The following is a 19056-nucleotide window of genomic DNA, read 5'->3' as shown; positions in this document are numbered from 1 at the left end:
ACTAACTAAATAAAATATTTAGTTATAATCTCACTTTTCTTGAAAAAACTGTAATTAAATCAACCCCATCCCAATTTTTTGTAAATGTTAGTGCCTCGCCAAGTCTACAGAATTGACTAACCTGAGACGTTTTAGACAACTCCAATTTGGATTCATGAGATAACCCATAATGGGAAATGCTCTGGAGGTTTTGAGGAAACGCACGACCAATTTCTGAAATACAGCTTTGATCAAACTGGCCTAATACTCCACGAAGAGCCACTCCATCATTAATAATTTCTCTATAATTGACAATAGACAAACCCCCTACTCTTTCAACTTCAGCACCAAATGCGCATAAGTATTGAGCAGACATGAAAGTCTCGTTTTTCGCAAAACTGCCGACAATAAATTTCTCTACTGCGTCCCAAAAAAGGGTTTGTATTTTTTTAGATGTCCTATACCAAATCACCCACTTTGGAGACGCACAAGCTTGTTGCTGAAAGGTAATAACATCTCTCGCAAAACTTTCTGCTAAACCTGAAATAATTGGAATGTCTTGTTCTTCAAGGTGTAGAACACTGATGGAATAGCGATCTGGAAACACCCTCTCCTGACTCTGAGCAGGTAGCGTTACTCGTCTTATATCTTCAATACTTTGATCGCTTCCCCACAGCATTCTGAATTGACACCAATCTGAGCATTTTCGTGTCCAGTCGCTGTGTTTATCGTAGCTAAGGAAGGCTTGGTTATTTAGTGCTTCACCATTCGTCTGTTCGTCAATCAGATTAAACAGGTCAAAAAGTTTTTTTTGGTCTGAGGTAATAGCTGCGCTAACACGAACAATAGTTTGGTTACCCATCAAATAAGAAAGCGACCAACTATAGGCAAACAGACCTTCGACATTTGAAGGGGAGACAATAAAGACGCGGCCAATTGGCGCTAATAGTAAATGATCATTTGGCTTATATTCTTCTTTCCACGCCTTGATTTGTGATTCTCTCAGCCAAAAACCTAACGCCTTTAATGGAGCACTGTAGTTGCCTTGGAGCAAAGCCTCTGACAACTGCGAAAGAAATAAAACTCGACTAGAATCAAAAGGCATAATGACCGCACTCGAGCGATCTTCTACCTTTTGACTACCCGCAAACAACGTTATATTAGAAGACATCACTACATCCTCGAATCTCTGTCTTTGGAAGGCGACCTATCACTTCAAAGTAGCACCCCTTCCAACCACATGAGCAATCATCCTCACCAAGAAGTCGCCCAAGATCTTCGGTCAAAATACTGTGTCCAGGATAGCTCCGAGGAATAAACGACATAACTTGAATCTGACCCTGCTCTCCAAATGCTGCAGGTTCCAACGTGTTTTGATTCCTTATAATAATATCGGAATATGCAGAAGCATGCAGGTGCCCATGACTGCATTCAACAAACACACTGCCTATCTGCTCAACCATGCCATAAAAGTTATGTATCGCTGCCGACTCACCAAGAATTTCGCGTGTTGTGGATTTAAACGTGTGATTATCAACCGCTTTGTCCTGTAGCTTCTTCCACCCTCCGGAATGAAACAAAATGGCATTATCAAAAAGCGATCGATCTCCTCTATTTAACAGCTCCGTCACAAAGTATTGCCAAACCATAAAGGTAAACCCAAAAATAAGTACAGACTGACCTTTATACTTCTCGATAAATTGATCTATCCGCTCCCAGTTTGGCGTTAAATCTTCATTCAAGGCATAAGTATGATCTCGCCCCAAAAAAGACAACCCCTGAACACCTGCCCCTCGCGCGGAGAAGCCGCTTTTATCATTAGTAAGACCTTGTCGATCTACTAACAACATTGGCCGGCGACTTTTTCCTGTTATCGATGATAATAATTTGACCAGCACCTTTGTCTGCAAGCTGGCAGTTTGCTTATCTAAGACGATTTGCGATTTAACCTGCGATGTTGTTCCGGAGGACGTTAACGTTTTAAAAACATCACCCTCTTCGACACTAGATAAGCGAAGAAGCTTAAACAATCTAGCCGCTAGATAAGGTACGTCATCAAATTCACTCGCAACAAGCGGCAGCCCTGTGCCGTTCAAGATATTTGCGTAACGTTCGCAATTTTCTGAATGTAATTGTGTTAATTGATTTAACTGAGGTAATAACCAGGCTTTTTTCTCTACACGCGATAGGTGCAGTGGATTAATTTCGGTCCAGTCCTGCATTATTTCAGGTACCCGTTCAACACCTGATAGTCGACTTTCCCATTTGTTTTGTGGGGAATCGAATCAAGTACAATAATTTTAAAGTACATCGGATGAATAGACATTGAGAGCAATAGCTCTTTCGCTTTCTCTTTCATATTTTCGTTTACAGTAAAAACTCGTAAACAATCTTCTTGACCAATACAAATAGCAGTAACACTTATTACATGAAGTAAATGTTCAAGATGTTCTAGCCCAAAACGACGCCCCTGCATTTTTATGTAGCGTTTTTTTCGCCCTTGTATGAAGAAAAAACCGTCATTATCTTTGTAAGCCAGATCTCCAGTTTTGAGAGGCTTGTAGTCTGGTACAGACTCAAGTTCATGACGACTAGAAGCATAGCCCATCATGACGTTTTGCCCTTCATACACTAGTTCTCCCTCAACATTATCGTCTTCGATCAAACTACCGTCATCATCAATTAAATAAAGGTGTCCACCTGGGATGCTCCTTCCGATCGAGCCAATTTTATCTATGAGATTCTCGGGAGGTAAATAAGCAATACGGGGAGCCGCTTCGGTTTGGCCATACATCACAAAAAAACGACGATCCGTTTCCTCAGCATACTGGGCAAACTGTTCAAGTAACGAATTATTGAGTTTTCCTCCGGCTTGAGTGAGAACCTTTAAATGCGGCAGATCCATTGATATGAACCGAAGTTTTAAAAGCGTCTCGTAATGGAAAGGCACTCCAGAAAAAGACGTGACATTGTACGCCTTCATTGCTTGCCAAAACTTACGTTCAGTAATTGCAGCCTCTGTCACCACAAGACTGGCACCAGCCCACAAGTAACTATGCAATAAAGACAAACCAAAAGAATAGGTTAAAGGCAGTGATGTAATCGTTCTGTCTGATGAAGAAATTGATAAGTAATCGCAAATTGAATCAGCATTCGCATCAAGATTCTGACCTGATAACTTCACCATTTTTGGCGACCCAGTACTGCCAGATGTAGACAGTAAAAGCCTCAAGTCAGGATGAGGCTGAGACTTTATACTTGAACTTAGCTCTTTCCAAATACTACCATCAAATACTCTATCGGGGGAAAGACTGTCTTGGATATTCTGCAACTGGTTATAGTCATTCAATAAAATAACAGGTGCGCCTGTCTTCAAGCAGGCTAAGTAGGAGACGATTGACTTGAGATTATTTCTCATAACCAACGCACAGACTTCACCAGCTTGTACATTTCGCTCTTCAGAGGCAATCAGCGCATTTAATTCTGAATAAGACACTTTTGTGTCTTCCAGAATTAAAGCAGTACCACTATGTTGAGTAACCCTTTCAAGCAACTTCACACATCACCTCAAAGTTTTAAACCGCCATCGACAGCAATCATTTGTCCGGTAACAAACTTTGCCTGCTCGCTAAGGAGAAACTGTATAACACTTGCCACGTCTTCGGGTGAACCTAATCGCTGTAAAAGTGTGTTATTAACGATATCTAATCGACGCTCTTCACTTAATTCGTGAATCAACGGAGTATCGATAACGCCAGGTTCAACACCGTTTACTCTGATGCCGTAGGGCGCAACCTCCTTTGCGAGCGACGCCACCAATCCCGAAACCGCAGACTTTATTGTAGAGTAAGCTACTTGACCTTCACTACCTTGTTTTGCAACGATAGACGACATGAAAACCATTGCGGCGTCAGCGACATTGATCATCAGTCTCGACGCCCATTTGGACAGCATCACTGCCGACTCAATATGTTCGAGATAAAGTGTGTTCAGGCTGTCTGCCTTAATAGCGTGCAATGGTGCAGAATTCATACTACCAGCACAATGAACAAAGCCTTTCAGCTCAATGCTATTTTTAGTCAATTGTTGATGAAGCAATCTAAAACTGAGATCCAGTTGAGCTGAATCAGTTACATCAAATGGAAGAGCAATGCCATTTAACTTTTTTGCCAGCGCTTCACAGGCGGAGGACGACCTTGAGTTTATCGCAACGACATAACCTAATCCCGAAAGCAACTCAGCCAATGCGAGGCCAATACCGCTTGTCGAGCCAGTAATCAGGACACACGCTCCCAATTTCTGAGCATGCTCTCCCATTAAAATTCAATTCCATGCTTCGTGAGAAGTTCTTTTGCTATTTTTACTGAACTCATTTCGATAATATCGTCCATATCAAACAACACACCAAACTCTTTCTCCAGCCCAGCGATTAGCACCATGTGAGCGACCGAGTCCCATTGAGGTATTGTATTGTACTCAAGTGAATCAACAACAAGGCCTGCTTCAATATTCAAACTACTTTCAAATGCGCTTACTAATTTATGTGTATTATTCATCTTATTACTTATGATTTTTGATCATTGAAACGTTCTAGGAGGGAGGATAACTTTAGTTTAGCCCCTTCAAGCTCCGTCAGGGACTTCGTTAAATACACCCACCCACCTTCTTCTTTCTTTTTTTGATAACCCAGAGATTCGTTGTACCTCAAAGCCGCCTCATTCGTCGATAAAACCGTCGCTTTAATCTCTTCAATATTCGATTGTTCGAAGCACCACTCACTTAAACCGAAGCCGACACAAAAAGATAAAAATGTACCTCGATATTTATCGTGGCCAATATACAACCCGGTTTCAGCAAGGTTGTCTTTAAAGGTCACATTTGCATAACCGATTAGTTCACCACGAAAGCTCAAACTAAAGTGCACTTTAGACGACGAGCTAAGCGAGGCAAACCAAACAGACTGCTGCTCTTCACTTACAACACTATCACTTGCCATCACAGAACGGATGTCTTCTCGATTTCGCCAAAGCCTCAACTGCTCTATATCTTCTTTAACGACAGGTCGAAATAAAATTTGATAGCGCGAGAACGAATTCATTAATTATCTCTTAAATTTGATAACATCTGGTTAACAACATGAGAAGAACCCACTCCATCAACGGCACAACGCGCGATACTCTCTTGGTCTGATATGGTAGGACGATTCCAGTTCAACATAACACCATCAACGACATTTGAAACATCCTCGTCGCTAAAACCTTGAGAAAAGTCTGCCGAGGTACACCACCCCAATGCTGTATGCTCCTGCAGAGCCTCTTTTTGATTTCTAGCAACTTGAATAAAGTAACTAGGAACCCCCATACAGGCTAATTCAAACAATGTGCCGCCTGCAGCAGACAATGCGTACCGACTAATGGACATCAAAGAAGCAACACGAGACGTATCGACATAATGCTCAATGGAGCGCTCATCGCAAAGTGAACAGATAAGATCTCTCTGCTCAGCTAATCCTCCTACCATAACGAGCATGTCGTTGGAAGAAAAGCCTTTTCTTAACAATGATTTAATAAATGGAAGCGTCAGGTTTAATGGGTCGCTTCCACCGAACGTTAAGAGTAGTTTTCGACGCTCTACATTGAGATTTTTAAGCACTGCAAACTGAGGCCGCAGCAACGCATATTTAGGGCCAACAAAGGGGTGCTGAATACGGGAAGTGTTATAGGAAAGGGTGAGTGGGTTTAACAACCATCGCGCATCTAGAGCACCACGGTTATTATTATCGTCCAGAACAAGCATGTTCGGTTGGGACTCATAAGTTTGAGCAATCATATTTCGATCAAATCCATAGTGATCAACGACAGCGATGTCTGCCTGCGATGAAATAGAAAGCCAAGACGCTTCGTCTTTTATAAGCAAATCAGCTTCATCATAAACGCAGTCTGGCCGAGTAACAAAACGTACATCGGCGCCCTTTCTTTTAAAAACATCCGCTAGTACAGAGCACCTAACCCTGTGCCCCATGCCAATGCTTTGAGATGCATCGGCACGTATAACGACACTTACTCCAGAAGATCCCACGACAATGCTTGTCCTACCTGTAGGTCTTTAGACACTTTGCGCCCAAGCACTTCGTCCCAATGCTTAGGAGCAAGGCCCAAAGAAGGGCGTACGATTCTGATATTATCTGACGTCAGTTCCATTCCAGCCTTAATATCCTTAGCAATATAGATAGAGCGTCGATACTTTTTAGCCGCTTGTTCCGCCTCAGAACCACCATAATGAACAGAGCCCAACGCAAAATATGCCTGCTTAACAGAGTCTACAAGCAACTTCATTTCGGCGGGCTCCATTGAAAACTCGGCATCCACGCCTCCCGCGGTTCTATCTAAGACAAAATGTTTTTCTATAACAGTTGCCCCTAATGCGATAGAGGCAACGGACACTCCAATACCACGAGTATGGTCAGATAGGCCAACGTCACAACCAAAGCGCTTCGCTAAATCAGGAATAGTCAGAAGATTGGTATCTTCAACTCTTGCAGGATAGGTACTAGTGCACTTTAAAAGCGTGAGCTTAGCTTCACTAAATTTACGAAACTCATTTACCGCATCTTGTATGTCGTCAATACTAGCCATACCTGTCGACATAATAGTTGGCTTACCGGTTTTAGCAATCGCCCTCACTAAAGGAAGATCAGTAAGCTCAAATGAAGCGACTTTATATAACGGTACCTCCAAGCTTTCTAGAAACTGGACTGCGCTCAAGTCAAAGGGTGAACTAAACGCAATAAGACCAAGAGACTTCGCATAATCAAATAGCTCTTTATGCCACTCCCAAGGTGTTGCTGCTTCGCCATACAAATCGTAAAGGTTTCGTCCTTTCCAAAGACTATCTTGTTCGCCAATGAGAAAATCACCTGTCGATACATTAAGTGTCATTGTATCTGGCGTATAGGTTTGCAGCTTAATTGCGTCCACCCCAGACTCATAGGCGGCGTAAATCATCTGCTTCGCAACATTGAAGCTCTTGCCGTGATTACCGGATAGTTCGGCAATTACAAATGGACCTTTGATATCTAGTAACATTTACTTTTCTCTACGCGTTATATTTCGCCATTAAAGCGCTGTCACCTTTGTCTATAAACTCGTGGACGTCATGAAACATTTCTTTCATTTCATCAACAAAATCACACCAATGGTCATACATAACCTGAGTATCCTCAAGCACAGATGAATCATGTTCATTTTGATATAGAAATAGTGACATATAACATGCGAAGTAAGTGAACGAACCTATAACTAACTCATATATAGCATGGAAGTCTGTATTGTAGTAGTTGCCTATTGAGTCATTAAATTCCGCCAAACGCCTCATAACAGCAGCCCGACTTAAATCCTCACTGTCCACCCAACCAGACTTCATGTAAGCAAATAATGAATCTAGCTCACTCTCCATTCTAGCAAACTCTTCTGATAAACTTCCTAAGCTTTCACTACCAGTAAAATGCGTACTAAATATCTTATCAATTATGCTTTTTCTATCCCTTAAGGGGGAAGAAGGGAGGTAGTCAATTGGCCTAAGAGGGATGCTACCTTCAATTTTTACACCATCAGACATGTTATAGCAGCGGAACATTCTGTCCGTCTTTTTTGCATATGCTACAGCTGTTTCCAAATAAAGTTTGGAATTTCCAAAAACAAAGTCGGTATAAAAAACACCACCAAAATTCCCTTCAACTTCGTCAAGGCGTCTATGATAGTAATGTATTAAATGAGTATTTTTTCCATCTTTATAATAGCCACTGTGAATAGAATGATGATGATCTTTATCCTTGAAACCACAATCCACACCAATAAGGTAGATATTCCTGAACATCATCATTGTAAAGTACGCAAGTGCGGTATTTGCCACAATCGGAGCGGAATTAAATAGCAAGGGTAACTCGAGATCAGAACTCTTCGCTAACTTCTGCATAATAGTCGATGCGACTTCCCCTGGCTTTAAACTTACTCCTACACGGTCAAATAACTTATAGAAATCCGGATGAATAACATTCGCCGTAAGTGCCGCAACTCCTTTTCGAAACTCTTCAGGCACTAACTCAATCTTATCAACAGTAATTCGCATCCTTTCTACGTCAACATGAAAATCAGGCTTAATACCTAATCTATGCAAGGTATTGATTGTTGTTCCACAACATACCAATATTACCGAGTCTCGATGTTGACGAATAAAATCTATATTTTGATCGAGTGACGGTCCATTAGCGACAATAAAAATAGGAATATCACGTAAAGAGCGATCATTAGGTTGATAATGAGATGTAAAAAACTCTTTATTTGAAGGCGCTGCAATCGATTGAGAAACGCCAATCATCGCATCGTCAAAAAAACCCCAACCATAGACCTGCCGAGCGTATTGTTCCGAAAAAGTTTTTGCGGCATCTTTCATTTCTCTAAATGATAGAGAAAAGTACATGTAAGTAACCGGCGCCAAATAAAGCCCTTTTCTAAATATATAAGGATAATATTTGTCGACAAATTCCTGTTCTGTAATACCTACTGATAAATGTATCCTAGCGTCTAATTGGTTCGCCTTTTCGACAATATCCAGCCACTCTATCGTAAACAAAGAATAATAGAGAAAATCTAAATCCGGCTCATATATGTATAAGTTCTGTATGTCTACTTCTTGGTACAGGAAATAAAGGTTATAGCCAAATTCGAGGCCAAACATGAGCATAGAAGGGACATATTCCGGCATACTTTCTTGTGCGGAAACCTCATCATAAGATTTATCCAAATACGCAGAGAACTTATCCATATAAAATTCATGACGGGTTTTATTAGAGCCCTTCCCTATCTTTAATTCCGTCCGATGAGGTTTTTTTAGTTGTGCCTTAACGTTATCAATAACCATCGAGAATGGCTGATCTGTAAACAAAACAGTCTCGTTTTCGGTATCAAATAAATTTAGGCCTCCATCTTCCTCAAGAAACACCGATTTCTTGATAGGAGAGTAACCGTCCATCACCTGATAAATATCTGGAAAATAGGTTTTGAAAACTTCGACATTTCGAATGTATCGGTCAGTAAAAACCTGATCGTTATCTTTTAATAGCTCTACGCCCTGATGAAAACGCTTAATAAGCTGTTCTTTACTAGTACTAGAGTGATTCATGTTCATAGCTTTTTTGTTTCCATATAGCTACCAGCTGATTTTCGTTTTTTTGACAACTCGGCACGCTCTTTTAAACTCTCAGAGCGAAGCTTTTCAACGGATTGGATTATTTTCAAGTGTTGTTCAAGGTAGAGACGTAGCTCATTTTCATATCGACGAAGCTGCTCACTTGATATAGACCTTAGTTCAACATCTATAAATTTGGATATCTCATTCGCTTTCGAAATGTTGTCTTCTATTAACGCGTTAACTAAATTTTCATGGAAAGCATACAGTTTTTTGATTTTATCGGGTAAATCTTTATTTAATACGTACATAAACTCCCCGACAGAACGAGTTAAGCGTCTGCAATTTGATCCCAAGCACCTTTTATTTCTAGCATAAGGCTTGACACATGGTCTAAAATTTCGGTGTTCATTTCAAGGCTGGCGGCGTGAATACGGTCTATCATATACTCATACAATGCATCTAAGTTATCAACCAATTCGGGGTTAGCATCCCGTTCAAGAGCATCTCTAAGAGAGTTTATAATTTCAATCGCTCGGCCAAGGGAAGCCGATTTCCCTTGAAAATCTTTACGTTCAATACACCCTTTCCCTAGCGCCACTCGTTCTAGAATACCCTGCATAAGAAGCTGAATAATCCTATGAGGACTAGCACTCGCCAAGTCAGACTTTAGAGAATCTCGTTTGTAAGCTTGGATGCCCTTATTTCCGTACATTTTCACCTCTTTCTAAAGCTTAAGATTGATTTGATAAGTTACTTAGGCTTGTAAGTAAAGCCGTACCACTGTTATTGAGACCTGCAAGCAACGTATCCAAATTCGAAAACTTTGTTTTTAATTGTTCTTCATATAAATCCATACGATATTCAAAAGATTCGAGGGTCTCTTGTGTATCGTCGGCGGACTCCTGAGCAGAGCTACTTAAGCTTTCAACAAGCCCCCCAGATCCTGTAAAATCCTCCAAATACTCAGACATGATGTTAGCAATCCCGGTGTCTCCAGCAAATAGAGTGACTACATCATCAAAGCTAGACTCCATTACCTCTTCAAAATCAGTTGAATTTAGAGATAAGCTACCATCGTCATCCATCTCTATGCCGATATCAAATATGGATGATAAACTACCTGCATCATCAAACGTAGTCATTAGATCTGAGTTAAGGGCCGATTCCATACCTCGTACAAGGCTACTTCCATTTAATATATCACCTGTCCCTGTGTATTTTTCGAATGTCGATAAAAGTGAATTGTAAGACTCAACAAAGCTCTCAAGCGTCTCTTGAACTGAATCTGTATCGAAATCAATAGAGGCAGATGCGGTCTCTAAACTACTATCACTGCCCGTTTCAGACTCAGCTAACGCCTTAATAGTAAGCCCTGATATAGCGTTTTCAAAGGTATTTGAGTCACTGTTTATATCAATCCCATCAACCGTAATAATAGCATCCTGAGCACCATCTTCTGACCCAATACTTAAACCAGCGCTCCCTGTACCTGTAGCAACTGATGAAACTGAATCTAGCGTTTCGTCAGTATTTGTAACAACCAAATCATTACCACTGCCTGTAACACTTGAATTTAATGTGAGGTAAACATTTCCACTCCCATCATCCACAAGGTTTGCAGAAACACCAAAATTATCTTCGTCGTCGTTTATTTGTTCTCGAAGTTCAGAAAGCGTAGCTCCAGCTCCAACAGAAACAGTAAATGTTTCGGATCCAGCGGTGAAGGTTAAATCCCCTCCTATTGCACTTACTACGTCATCAGTTGATGAGAATAATCCGCTTCCACTAACACTTCGGCTACCTTGCGCAAGTTGAGATACAGATATTTCATAAGATCCATTGGAAGCATCCTCGCTTGCTGTTACAGAAACTAAGTCTCCAGAGTCTGGCTGAGTAAGCGATGCAGTTCGTCCAGTAAACAAATCAGTATCATTTAACTTGTCTGCCGTTTCTTGGAAAGTCTCGAGTGCAGATTTTATCGCACCATAAGCAGAGACCTCAGACTTATAGTCACTGATCTTTTCATTATATGCCGAAACTTTTGTGTCACGTTGAACACTTACCATATTATCGAGTAAAGCCTGCAGATCTAAACCAGACCCAACTCCTAACGACGAAACTGACATAAGCCCTCTCTCTTCAATTTGAACATCTAGGCTAAATTATACTTCACTATTAACCAAGCTACCTTTCAGGTCGCTTACTTCATCAAAAATCTCATCGATTCTCTTTGAAATCTTTAAAAATTCTTCCGTTGGAATTTGGCGAACTGTTTCGCCAGTTTCCCTATCTAGAACTTTTACAATATTGCTTTCACCATCTTCGGAGGTTTCAAACGAAATCGAAACATTAAGTTGACGCATTTTTTGATTTACTTCTTCAGCTTTTAGATCTTCAAGCTGAGAAGAAATATTGCTAGATTCGTCACCTGTATGATTTTCACCCGATTCTTTATTATCCGATGCGGTATGATCTGTATCGGCTGTTTTCTGAACTACTTGAGAGTCTCGTTTATAAGCTTCTTTAAAGTCTCTAGCCGTTGTAGCCTGAGCTTCTTGAGAAGCCTGCAATTGACTAAAGGCCTGTTTAGACACATCTGAACTAATAGACATTTTAACCTCCTACAAAACAAAAAAGCTGGAGCGCAGCCCCAGCTTTTGAGAACTACCCAATTAACCCAATAATGATAGCGCAGTTTGAGGACGCTGGTTAGCCTGAGATAGAATTGTTGAACTAGCCTGTTGTAGAATCTGCGCGCTAGTCAACGAGGCAGTTTCTGTCGCAAAGTCAGCATCACGAATTCGAGAACGAGCAGCCGATACATTCTCAGAGATGTTGCTCAAGTTATTAATAGTAGAAGTAAAACGGTTTTGTACTGCACCAAGTTCGGCACGAGTACTGTCTACAGTACTAATCATACTATCAATATCTGTAATCAACTGCTGAGCATTCGCAGCGGTTGAAACCGAAGGTGAACCAACACCCAAAGTACTCATATCCGTACCAGAGATCGCGAAAGAAATCGTCTGGTTAGCGTCTGCACCAACTTGGAAACTGCCAGTATAACTACCATCAAGCAAATTTTGACCACCAAAAGTTGTGGTAGAAGCAATTCGGTCGATTTCCGCTGCTAGCTGACCAATCTCTTCTTGCAATGCTTGACGGTCAGAATCAGTATTAGATCCGTTCGCAGACTGAACAGCCAAAGTACGCATACGTTGAAGCATACTGGTTGTTTCATCCATTGCACCTTCTGCCGTTTGAGCAAGAGAGATACCATCATTCGCATTACGCACAGCCTGGTTTAAACCATTAACCTGTGAAGTTAAACGGTTAGAAATTTGCAAACCCGCTGCATCGTCTGCCGCACTGTTTATGCGTAAACCAGAAGACAAGCGCTGGTATGCAGTATCGAGGGTATTACCCGAATTCGTCAATTGACGCTGAGCGTTCAATGATGAAGTATTAGTATTTACGTATAAAGCCATAACAGCCTCCTAATTTTCGCCATTTTAAGTCTGTAAAAACAGACTCGTTATGTGTATCGAAGGCGCCAACCTCCAAAATATACACAAATTTAAAATCCTCTTATTAAAGATAACGACCCGAAAATAGATAGCTTTAGAAAAAAAAGACTTTTTTTTGCCCAATGAGGCAAAAAATATCCATATAGATTGGCAACCTTTTTCATATCAGTAACTTAGAAATATAAAAAATCACCTGCCTCCAACCCTAAACCAAAGTCAGATATAGATTTTCAACCTCTATAAAAGGTTGGCACGAGAGGTGCAAAAGAAATTACGTATGGAGATAATATCCCCATAAAAAAGGCTAAGTGCGCCAACACTTAGCCAAAATCACTTCTAGGAGAGAGAAGCGAAAAGATTCGAATACGATCGCCTAAACCTCTTACCTCCCGTATTCGAATTATCTCTTCATAAAAGCGGCTTTTATGCCGCTTTTATTTTTTAAAATTAGCCTCCCAGTAAAGACAAGGCAGTTTGAGGACGTTGATTCGCCTGAGACAATATTGTCGAACTCGCTTGTTGAAGAATCTGAGCACTTGTTAAGTTCGCAGTTTCTGTCGCAAAATCCGCATCACGAATACGTGAACGTGCAGCAGAAACATTCTCAGAAATGTTTGTCAAATTATTAATTGTCGAAGTGAAGCGGTTTTGAGCGGCACCTAATTCAGCACGAGTACTGTCTACAGTACTGATCATACTATCAATATCTGAAATTAGTTGTTGAGCATTAGCAGCAGTTGAAACAGATGGCGTCGCAACCCCCAATGTACTTAGGTCCGCTCCGCCGATCGCAAAAGAAATCGTTTGGTTAGCGTCTGCACCCACCTGAAAAACACCGCTGTAAGTGCCATCCAAAAGATTTTGTCCACCAAACGTTGTGGTAGAAGCAATTCGGTTAATTTCAGCGGTTAGCTGTGTAATTTCTTCTTGAATTGCAACACGGTCAGAATCAGTATTGGAGCCATTCGCAGATTGAACAGCCAAGGTACGCATACGTTGAAGCAAACTTGTTGTTTCATCCATCGCACCCTCTGCTGTTTGAGCTAGAGATATACCATCATTTGCATTACGAGCAGCTTGATTCAAACCATTAATCTGTGAAGTCAAACGGTTTGAAATCTGAAGCCCTGCCGCATCATCTGCTGCACTGTTAATTCGCAAACCAGAAGACAAACGCTGATATGCAGTGTCCAACGCATTACCAGAGTTGGTAAGTTGACGCTGAGCATTCAAAGAAGAGGTATTTGTGTTTACATATAAAGCCATGATAATTCTCCTAGAATTTGAATCTTTTCTTTATAGCAACCGTTTGATTTAGTTAGTTATTTGGTTGCCCTTTGCATATTCTATTTATCGGATCATCTTAAAAAAGCTTTAACGTTTTTTTAACTTTTTTTAGATTTTCTATCGCGAAAATTAGACATGCTAGTTCGATGAAAAATTTATCGTCAACTAGGAGAATATCTTTAGAAAATATTAGAAAATATAGCGAGTAAATTGAATATTAAAGTTGGAGGGGTTAACTTCTTTGACAACTTCTACGTCCACTACATCAACCTGCATATCGGTTGCAGACATCAATGTGTTGCTAGACAAGCTGTAAACCTGACGCACTAAGGACGGTTCCTTTTTTTTGTTAAGAGTCATAACAAAACCAATCCTCCCGTTTGATAGCTGAACACAGCTGCCCACCGGAATAACGCCTATACTCCTAATAAATACAGCCGTAATTTCTTTGTCGAAGGACACTCCACTTTCCTTTAACAAAATTTGGCGGGCTTTTATCGCTCCCATTGAAGCTTTGTGAGTCTGTTCTGACGTCATCGCATCATAGGCATCCACAATCGCACCAATCTTTCCGTAAATACTTATTTCAGAGCCTTCTTTGTTTTTAGGGTAGCCTGTGCTATCAGGCTTTTCATGATGATCTGCTAACATGAGATAAGCAACTTTTGGTAACTTTTCAAACCTTGACAAAATTCTTTGCCCAAAATCAATATGCTTATGAAAGAGTCCTAATTCCATCTCCGTCAGCTTTGAAGCCTTATTCATCATTTCTTTAGGTAGTTTTGATCTACCTATATCCATTAGCAATCCGCCTAACGTAATGGCCTGTATATAATCCGAAGACAACCCCAACTCGTGCCCCATGTGACAAGACAAAACGGCTACTCCCATCATATGTTGTGCTAAGTAGTTATCTGAATTTTTGATGTGCCTTAAAACCAATAGTGCGTAGGGGTTGCGGCGATATGAATGGTCAATTTTCTTACATAGTTGCTCGAGTTGGGCTAACTCTGATACATCTCCACGACGAACAGATTCGAAAAGGCTTTGGATCAGCCTCAAACCCTCTTCCATCAAATCTGACGCAGAGTCTACCTCTTCTCTGAAAGGTAAAGTTCTTATAACCTTTTCTTTTGCTAATACAGTTGCCGACTGAGAATCTGAAGACATCTCTTCAGTATCGCTATTCACTTCTCGCGTTCGGGGAGCACCCTCTACAGCGTCCTCTTGAGGCAGCTCATCGTATTTACCCGATTTGTAATCCATTATGTAATCTCGAGTTTGATCATTTAGCATCCTTCTAAGATAACGATAAAGACTTACGCCTTTTGGATACATCTCACGCAGATAGCTGGAATTATAACGTTTGTTTAGACGACGTATACTTCGGACAGACTTCCCCATTGCAATAGAGAGGCATAAAAGCAAAAACCGCTCTTCAGCGTCATATCTTCGCTCTCGCTGAGATCCGGCAATAGATGATTCTTTAAAATAAGGGTCATAAGATAGAAAGGAATCATTTAACAAAGGTTTCAGTTCATCTAGCGCCACCTGACGCATAACAACGTTAACAATTTGATGTTTTTTTGAATGTTTCTTGACCAAGCCTGTGACTCGAGAATCCTTCAGCACATCATCTTTTATTCTGATAGCGTCTAAAATCTCAGATAAATCGAAATATCCAAAATTTATGTCTACTCCGAAACAATGATCTACATCTTTTATCGACACACAAAATCCCTAAAAAATTAAAGACTATTAAATAAAGACAAGTTTGCAAGTCGTGTAAATAAAGATTGAGTCGCACTGATTGCAGAGTTAGCCGACTGTAACTCAGTCGCCGCTTCACTCACATCTATTCCAGCAATTTCATTCATCGCAAGTTCATTTGAAATTTCTTTTGACGCTATATAACTTTCTCGACTACTAATTGTATTTTTTCTAGAGCCAACCTCTGATATCGCCGTACCCACAGTCTCTTGAGTATTCTCTATGCTCTCAGTAGCGTTCCTCAACGCAGCCGTTCTTTCTGCATCAGTTGCATTAGGGTCCTGTAATACAGATATCGTATCATTCAACTCATTGAGAACATTATCTCGTGTAGGCGTATCAAGCGTCACAGACACTGTCGCCCCTGCACTATCCAAAGAAAACGACATTCCATTAACGTTGATCTCGTTTCCATCCTGATAGGTACCGGAATCAACTACATTTCCGCTTGCGTCCGTAAAACTATATGAATTCGGCGTTCCTACTGTACTTGTGAGGGTATAAGTATTATTTGCAGGTGTTATTGCATCATAGTTCTCATCAACAAATCGATTGTAAGCATCCTGATCATCAACCAACGACGTTAATGTAGCACCGCCCGCTGTAACAGAAGCTGAAAATGTGTTGCGAGTCCAGACATCTTGAAAAATCTTTTTTCCAGTATCATTGACAGGAATTGAAACACCGTCGGCAATTTGAGCCTTATTTTGCGTTTCATTCCCACCATATACATACTCCCCTGACCCATTCAATGACATAGTAGGGCTAGAAGAATCAGAACCAGAGAATATATAGTTACCGCCAGCATCCTTGGAGTTCATTAAATCAGCCATAGACTCAACAATCAAAGAAAGCTCATCTGCTATAGAGCTAAGGTCTGCAGTGCTGTATGCTGAGTTTTGAGCCTGTATTAGCAAAACATTTGCGCTATCCATAGACGTATTTAAGCTTTCCAATGACACTTCTTCATAATCCAGTGCATTTTTTGCCAACGTCATTGTTTTTTCATATTGATCATTGAGTGCATTTTCTGCTTGATAGTTCAGTACCTGCCCAGCCCCATTAGGATCGTCACTTGGGCGTACGATATTGGATTCTTCAGCAATTTTTTCATTAATTTTAAGGTAGCGTTCATTCGCTTTAAGCAATGACTGCGCCGTTTGCGTATACATTGTGTGATTAGTCACTCTCATAGCGATCTCCTTTAACCCACTACACTTAATAGTGTATCGAATGTCGTTCTAGCTGCCGAAATAACTTGAGCAGCGGCTGAATAAGATTGTTGGTATTGAAGAAGATTAACCGCTTCTTCATCTAAGCTAACACCTGAAATCTGATCTTTACTGTTAACCGACTGGTTATACACAGTCTCAGCTGCAGCCTCGTTAGACGATAAAGTCGACGTTAAACTACCAACGCTTGTCACAAAAGATGAGTAAGCCTCTGTTAACGTTGCGCTTCCCTCTACCAAAGACGCATTTTGAACCTCGGCTAGCAACAAACCATTATAATTGTCGTTCTCGCTGTCCACATTGAATTCAATGGTGAACTCATCTCCAGCTTTAGGAGCCGAAGATACGGAGATATCATAACCCGCACTGTCTGCAAGACCCGCCTGATCAAGAAGGTTAGTATAGTCCGTAACGCCAGCGACAGTCGCTAAAGTATTTCCTGCACCGTCTCGAACTTCATAGGTAGAACTGTCTGGCGTAAAGACAATAGACTGAGGAGCTGATGCATCCAGCCCTTCGCTAGCACTAAACCCAGAAGTTGCAGGATCTAAGTTGGTGATTGCTGAGATACTGATTTCGACATCAGATAAGTTAGAAGACGATTTAGATACAGAAATAGGAGAAGCAAGTGCGAAATCGTCACCGTTAACTGCCGTCAATTCAAGATTCTTAGCAGCGCTTTCAGTAGGTATAAAGGAGAACTTATCATCCGTTGAATAAGTTCCTCCAGCATCAAATTCTACTTCAATTCCGAAACCGTCAACTTCGAAATAGCCATCCGAATTCGGTGTCGCTGTTGTCGTATCCACAATGTCAGATTGTTCGACCACCTTTCCATTTGAATCATAGGTATTCACAACAAATTGAGTGCTCGAAATCATTTCAAGCTCGTACGAGTTCAAAGTCAGCTCATTCGAAGCACCTTCAGTAACTCTTACCTTAATATCACCACTACTAAACCCATTATCATCACTAGCTGCCACTGCGATTTCACCAGTCGACAGCAGATCGTTACCGTAGTTACCATCTGCATCTAGGCCAAGGTTATTTTGAGCATTTAGAGAATCCGCCAAGACTAAAGCTTGCAGCCCCAATGTACGCTCAGCCTCTTGACTGAACTCATCACGATAATCAATAAGCGCGCCTAACCCTCCACCGATATCTTCTGTCGAACCTCCCACCTCATGAGATCCAAAATCAACCTTTAAAGTTAAGCTATCCGAGGTCGATGATTCATTCTCTAGCAAAATATCGTTAGAGCGCCCCTGAAGAACAAGCGGCGTACTTCCAGCAAGCTTTACTGTCATTAAATCACTGTCATCATATGACACTTCAACTTCAAGATAGCTCGACAAATTCGTCACAAGCAGCTCTTGCTGATCCCTCAATTCATTTGCAGTCGTACCCGTTTGAGTTTCTTGCTTCAGGATTTCAGTATTCAAGCTAGAAATTTGGCTGGTTATTTCATTGACCTCATCAACGACAGCAGTAATTTGTTTATCCACTGTTGATTTTTGATCTTCGATGATCGAGGCCATCTCATTATATCGCTCAACAAGTCCCTCAAAACTAGAATACGCTGTATTCCTAGCGGAGCTTGAACTAGGGTCACTGTTTGCAGTCTGTAAATCAGTGAACGACTGACTCAAATAAGTATTTAGTGAAACGCTATCCTCTCCAACAACATTGTCCATATTGTCCATCATGGAAGAATAGGTTTTGTAATAATTAAGCTGAGAGTTATCAGACCAGACTTGTCGATTACGAAATTGATCGACCAGACGAGAGGTATCATTTATTTTAACCCCTCCACCTAAAACGCTACTGGTGGAGGTTTCTTGTCGATTGTAGCCTTCGGTATCAACATTAGAAACGTTTTGACCTACCGTTGATATTCTAGCCGAACTGGATTGAAGACCGGAAAGACCAATGTTTAATAGGCTGGTACCCATAGCAAAACCTCTGAAAGCAATTTAACGCGGCTGATAACCACTATATCGGTATGCTATGCAATTACTTTACCAATTTTTAAACACTTTAATCCTAAGATGCGAAAGCTGCCTAATCATAGG

The 19056-nt window shown here is 40.9% G+C and carries 18 protein-coding genes; all 18 read right to left on the bottom strand.

The features are described from left to right. Window positions 1-22: 22 nt before the first annotated feature. Window positions 23-1150 carry an acyl-CoA reductase gene (locus DFP79_RS13815; protein ID WP_133504535.1) on the bottom strand — a complete coding sequence of 376 codons (1128 nt, stop codon included), beginning with the start codon at window positions 1148-1150 and terminating at the stop codon, window positions 23-25. Continuing rightward, a complete protein-coding gene (locus DFP79_RS13810; protein WP_133504534.1) occupies window positions 1140-2201 on the bottom strand; it encodes a LuxE/PaaK family acyltransferase in 1062 nt (353 codons plus the stop codon). Before DFP79_RS13810 ends, DFP79_RS13815 begins: the two co-directional genes overlap by 11 nt. Continuing rightward, window positions 2201-3538 (bottom strand): AMP-binding protein, encoded by a 1338-nt coding sequence (locus DFP79_RS13805; RefSeq protein ID WP_133504533.1) that lies wholly within the window; start codon window positions 3536-3538, stop codon window positions 2201-2203. Before DFP79_RS13805 ends, DFP79_RS13810 begins: the two co-directional genes overlap by 1 nt. An 8-nt stretch (window positions 3539-3546) precedes the next feature. Then, on the bottom strand, window positions 3547-4296 hold the full coding sequence (locus DFP79_RS13800) for an SDR family NAD(P)-dependent oxidoreductase (RefSeq protein ID WP_133504532.1): 750 nt from the start codon (window positions 4294-4296) through the stop codon (window positions 3547-3549). Then, window positions 4296-4535: an acyl carrier protein gene (locus DFP79_RS13795; RefSeq protein ID WP_133504531.1), complete on the bottom strand. Its 240-nt coding sequence runs from the start codon at window positions 4533-4535 to the stop codon at window positions 4296-4298. Before DFP79_RS13795 ends, DFP79_RS13800 begins: the two co-directional genes overlap by 1 nt. 8 nt (window positions 4536-4543) lie before the next feature. Beyond that, entirely contained in the window at window positions 4544-5077 is a 534-nt protein-coding gene (locus tag DFP79_RS13790) for a GNAT family N-acetyltransferase (protein ID WP_133504530.1), read from the bottom strand. Further along, entirely contained in the window at window positions 5077-6057 is a 981-nt protein-coding gene (locus DFP79_RS13785; protein WP_133504529.1) for a PseG/SpsG family protein, read from the bottom strand. Before DFP79_RS13785 ends, DFP79_RS13790 begins: the two co-directional genes overlap by 1 nt. Continuing rightward, entirely contained in the window at window positions 6039-7064 is a 1026-nt protein-coding gene (pseI, locus tag DFP79_RS13780) for a pseudaminic acid synthase (protein WP_133504528.1), read from the bottom strand. Before pseI ends, DFP79_RS13785 begins: the two co-directional genes overlap by 19 nt. Before the next feature lie 10 nt (window positions 7065-7074). After that, a complete protein-coding gene (locus DFP79_RS13775; RefSeq protein ID WP_166637711.1) occupies window positions 7075-9159 on the bottom strand; it encodes a motility associated factor glycosyltransferase family protein in 2085 nt (694 codons plus the stop codon). A gap of 2 nt (window positions 9160-9161) precedes the next feature. Next, entirely contained in the window at window positions 9162-9476 is a 315-nt protein-coding gene (locus tag DFP79_RS13770; RefSeq protein ID WP_133504526.1) for a hypothetical protein, read from the bottom strand. 20 nt (window positions 9477-9496) lie between these two features. Beyond that, window positions 9497-9880, bottom strand: coding sequence for a flagellar export chaperone FliS (gene fliS / locus DFP79_RS13765; RefSeq protein WP_133504525.1), 384 nt, complete (start codon window positions 9878-9880; stop codon window positions 9497-9499). A 19-nt stretch (window positions 9881-9899) separates the two neighbouring features. Further along, complete coding sequence (gene fliD, locus DFP79_RS13760) at window positions 9900-11294, bottom strand: flagellar filament capping protein FliD (RefSeq protein WP_133504524.1); 1395 nt, start codon at window positions 11292-11294, stop codon at window positions 9900-9902. Window positions 11295-11330: 36 nt separating this feature from the next. Then, entirely contained in the window at window positions 11331-11780 is a 450-nt protein-coding gene (locus DFP79_RS13755) for a flagellar protein FlaG (protein ID WP_133504523.1), read from the bottom strand. A gap of 60 nt (window positions 11781-11840) precedes the next feature. Then, window positions 11841-12656 carry a flagellin N-terminal helical domain-containing protein gene (locus DFP79_RS13750; RefSeq protein WP_133504522.1) on the bottom strand — a complete coding sequence of 272 codons (816 nt, stop codon included), beginning with the start codon at window positions 12654-12656 and terminating at the stop codon, window positions 11841-11843. Between the two features lie 486 nt (window positions 12657-13142). Continuing rightward, window positions 13143-13961 (bottom strand): flagellin N-terminal helical domain-containing protein, encoded by an 819-nt coding sequence (locus DFP79_RS13745; RefSeq protein WP_133504521.1) that lies wholly within the window; start codon window positions 13959-13961, stop codon window positions 13143-13145. 210 nt (window positions 13962-14171) lie between these two features. Continuing rightward, the gene (locus tag DFP79_RS13740; protein ID WP_133504520.1) at window positions 14172-15713 is read right to left on the bottom strand and encodes an HD-GYP domain-containing protein; all 1542 of its coding nucleotides are present in this window, start codon (window positions 15711-15713) and stop codon (window positions 14172-14174) included. Window positions 15714-15730: 17 nt separating this feature from the next. Beyond that, window positions 15731-16945, bottom strand: coding sequence for a flagellar hook-associated protein FlgL (flgL, locus tag DFP79_RS13735; protein ID WP_133504519.1), 1215 nt, complete (start codon window positions 16943-16945; stop codon window positions 15731-15733). An 11-nt stretch (window positions 16946-16956) separates the two neighbouring features. Beyond that, window positions 16957-18936: a flagellar hook-associated protein FlgK gene (gene flgK, locus DFP79_RS13730; RefSeq protein WP_133504518.1), complete on the bottom strand. Its 1980-nt coding sequence runs from the start codon at window positions 18934-18936 to the stop codon at window positions 16957-16959. Window positions 18937-19056: the final 120 nt, after the last annotated feature.

This window comes from Marinomonas balearica, assembly GCF_004362145.1.
GTDB classification, from domain to species: domain Bacteria; phylum Pseudomonadota; class Gammaproteobacteria; order Pseudomonadales; family Marinomonadaceae; genus Marinomonas; species Marinomonas balearica.
Note: the sequence above shows the minus strand (reverse complement) of the source record. Positions and strands in the feature narration are given on the sequence as shown.

What these genes read in the sequence shown, in the direction of transcription:
- flgL (WP_133504519.1), bottom strand. Translation starts at nt 16,945, where the DNA reads ATGAGAGTGACTAATCACACAATGTATACGCAAACGGCGCAGTCATTG.
- fliS (WP_133504525.1), bottom strand. Translation starts at nt 9,880, where the DNA reads ATGTACGGAAATAAGGGCATCCAAGCTTACAAACGAGATTCTCTAAAG.
- fliD (WP_133504524.1), bottom strand. Translation starts at nt 11,294, where the DNA reads ATGTCAGTTTCGTCGTTAGGAGTTGGGTCTGGTTTAGATCTGCAGGCT.
- DFP79_RS13755 (WP_133504523.1), bottom strand. Translation starts at nt 11,780, where the DNA reads ATGTCTATTAGTTCAGATGTGTCTAAACAGGCCTTTAGTCAATTGCAG.
- DFP79_RS13775 (WP_166637711.1), bottom strand. Translation starts at nt 9,159, where the DNA reads ATGAATCACTCTAGTACTAGTAAAGAACAGCTTATTAAGCGTTTTCAT.
- DFP79_RS13770 (WP_133504526.1), bottom strand. Translation starts at nt 9,476, where the DNA reads ATGTACGTATTAAATAAAGATTTACCCGATAAAATCAAAAAACTGTAT.
- DFP79_RS13800 (WP_133504532.1), bottom strand. Translation starts at nt 4,296, where the DNA reads ATGGGAGAGCATGCTCAGAAATTGGGAGCGTGTGTCCTGATTACTGGC.
- DFP79_RS13790 (WP_133504530.1), bottom strand. Translation starts at nt 5,077, where the DNA reads ATGAATTCGTTCTCGCGCTATCAAATTTTATTTCGACCTGTCGTTAAA.
- flgK (WP_133504518.1), bottom strand. Translation starts at nt 18,936, where the DNA reads ATGGGTACCAGCCTATTAAACATTGGTCTTTCCGGTCTTCAATCCAGT.
- DFP79_RS13745 (WP_133504521.1), bottom strand. Translation starts at nt 13,961, where the DNA reads ATGGCTTTATATGTAAACACAAATACCTCTTCTTTGAATGCTCAGCGT.
- DFP79_RS13750 (WP_133504522.1), bottom strand. Translation starts at nt 12,656, where the DNA reads ATGGCTTTATACGTAAATACTAATACTTCATCATTGAACGCTCAGCGT.
- DFP79_RS13810 (WP_133504534.1), bottom strand. Translation starts at nt 2,201, where the DNA reads ATGCAGGACTGGACCGAAATTAATCCACTGCACCTATCGCGTGTAGAG.
- DFP79_RS13815 (WP_133504535.1), bottom strand. Translation starts at nt 1,150, where the DNA reads ATGTCTTCTAATATAACGTTGTTTGCGGGTAGTCAAAAGGTAGAAGAT.
- pseI (WP_133504528.1), bottom strand. Translation starts at nt 7,064, where the DNA reads ATGTTACTAGATATCAAAGGTCCATTTGTAATTGCCGAACTATCCGGT.
- DFP79_RS13795 (WP_133504531.1), bottom strand. Translation starts at nt 4,535, where the DNA reads ATGAATAATACACATAAATTAGTAAGCGCATTTGAAAGTAGTTTGAAT.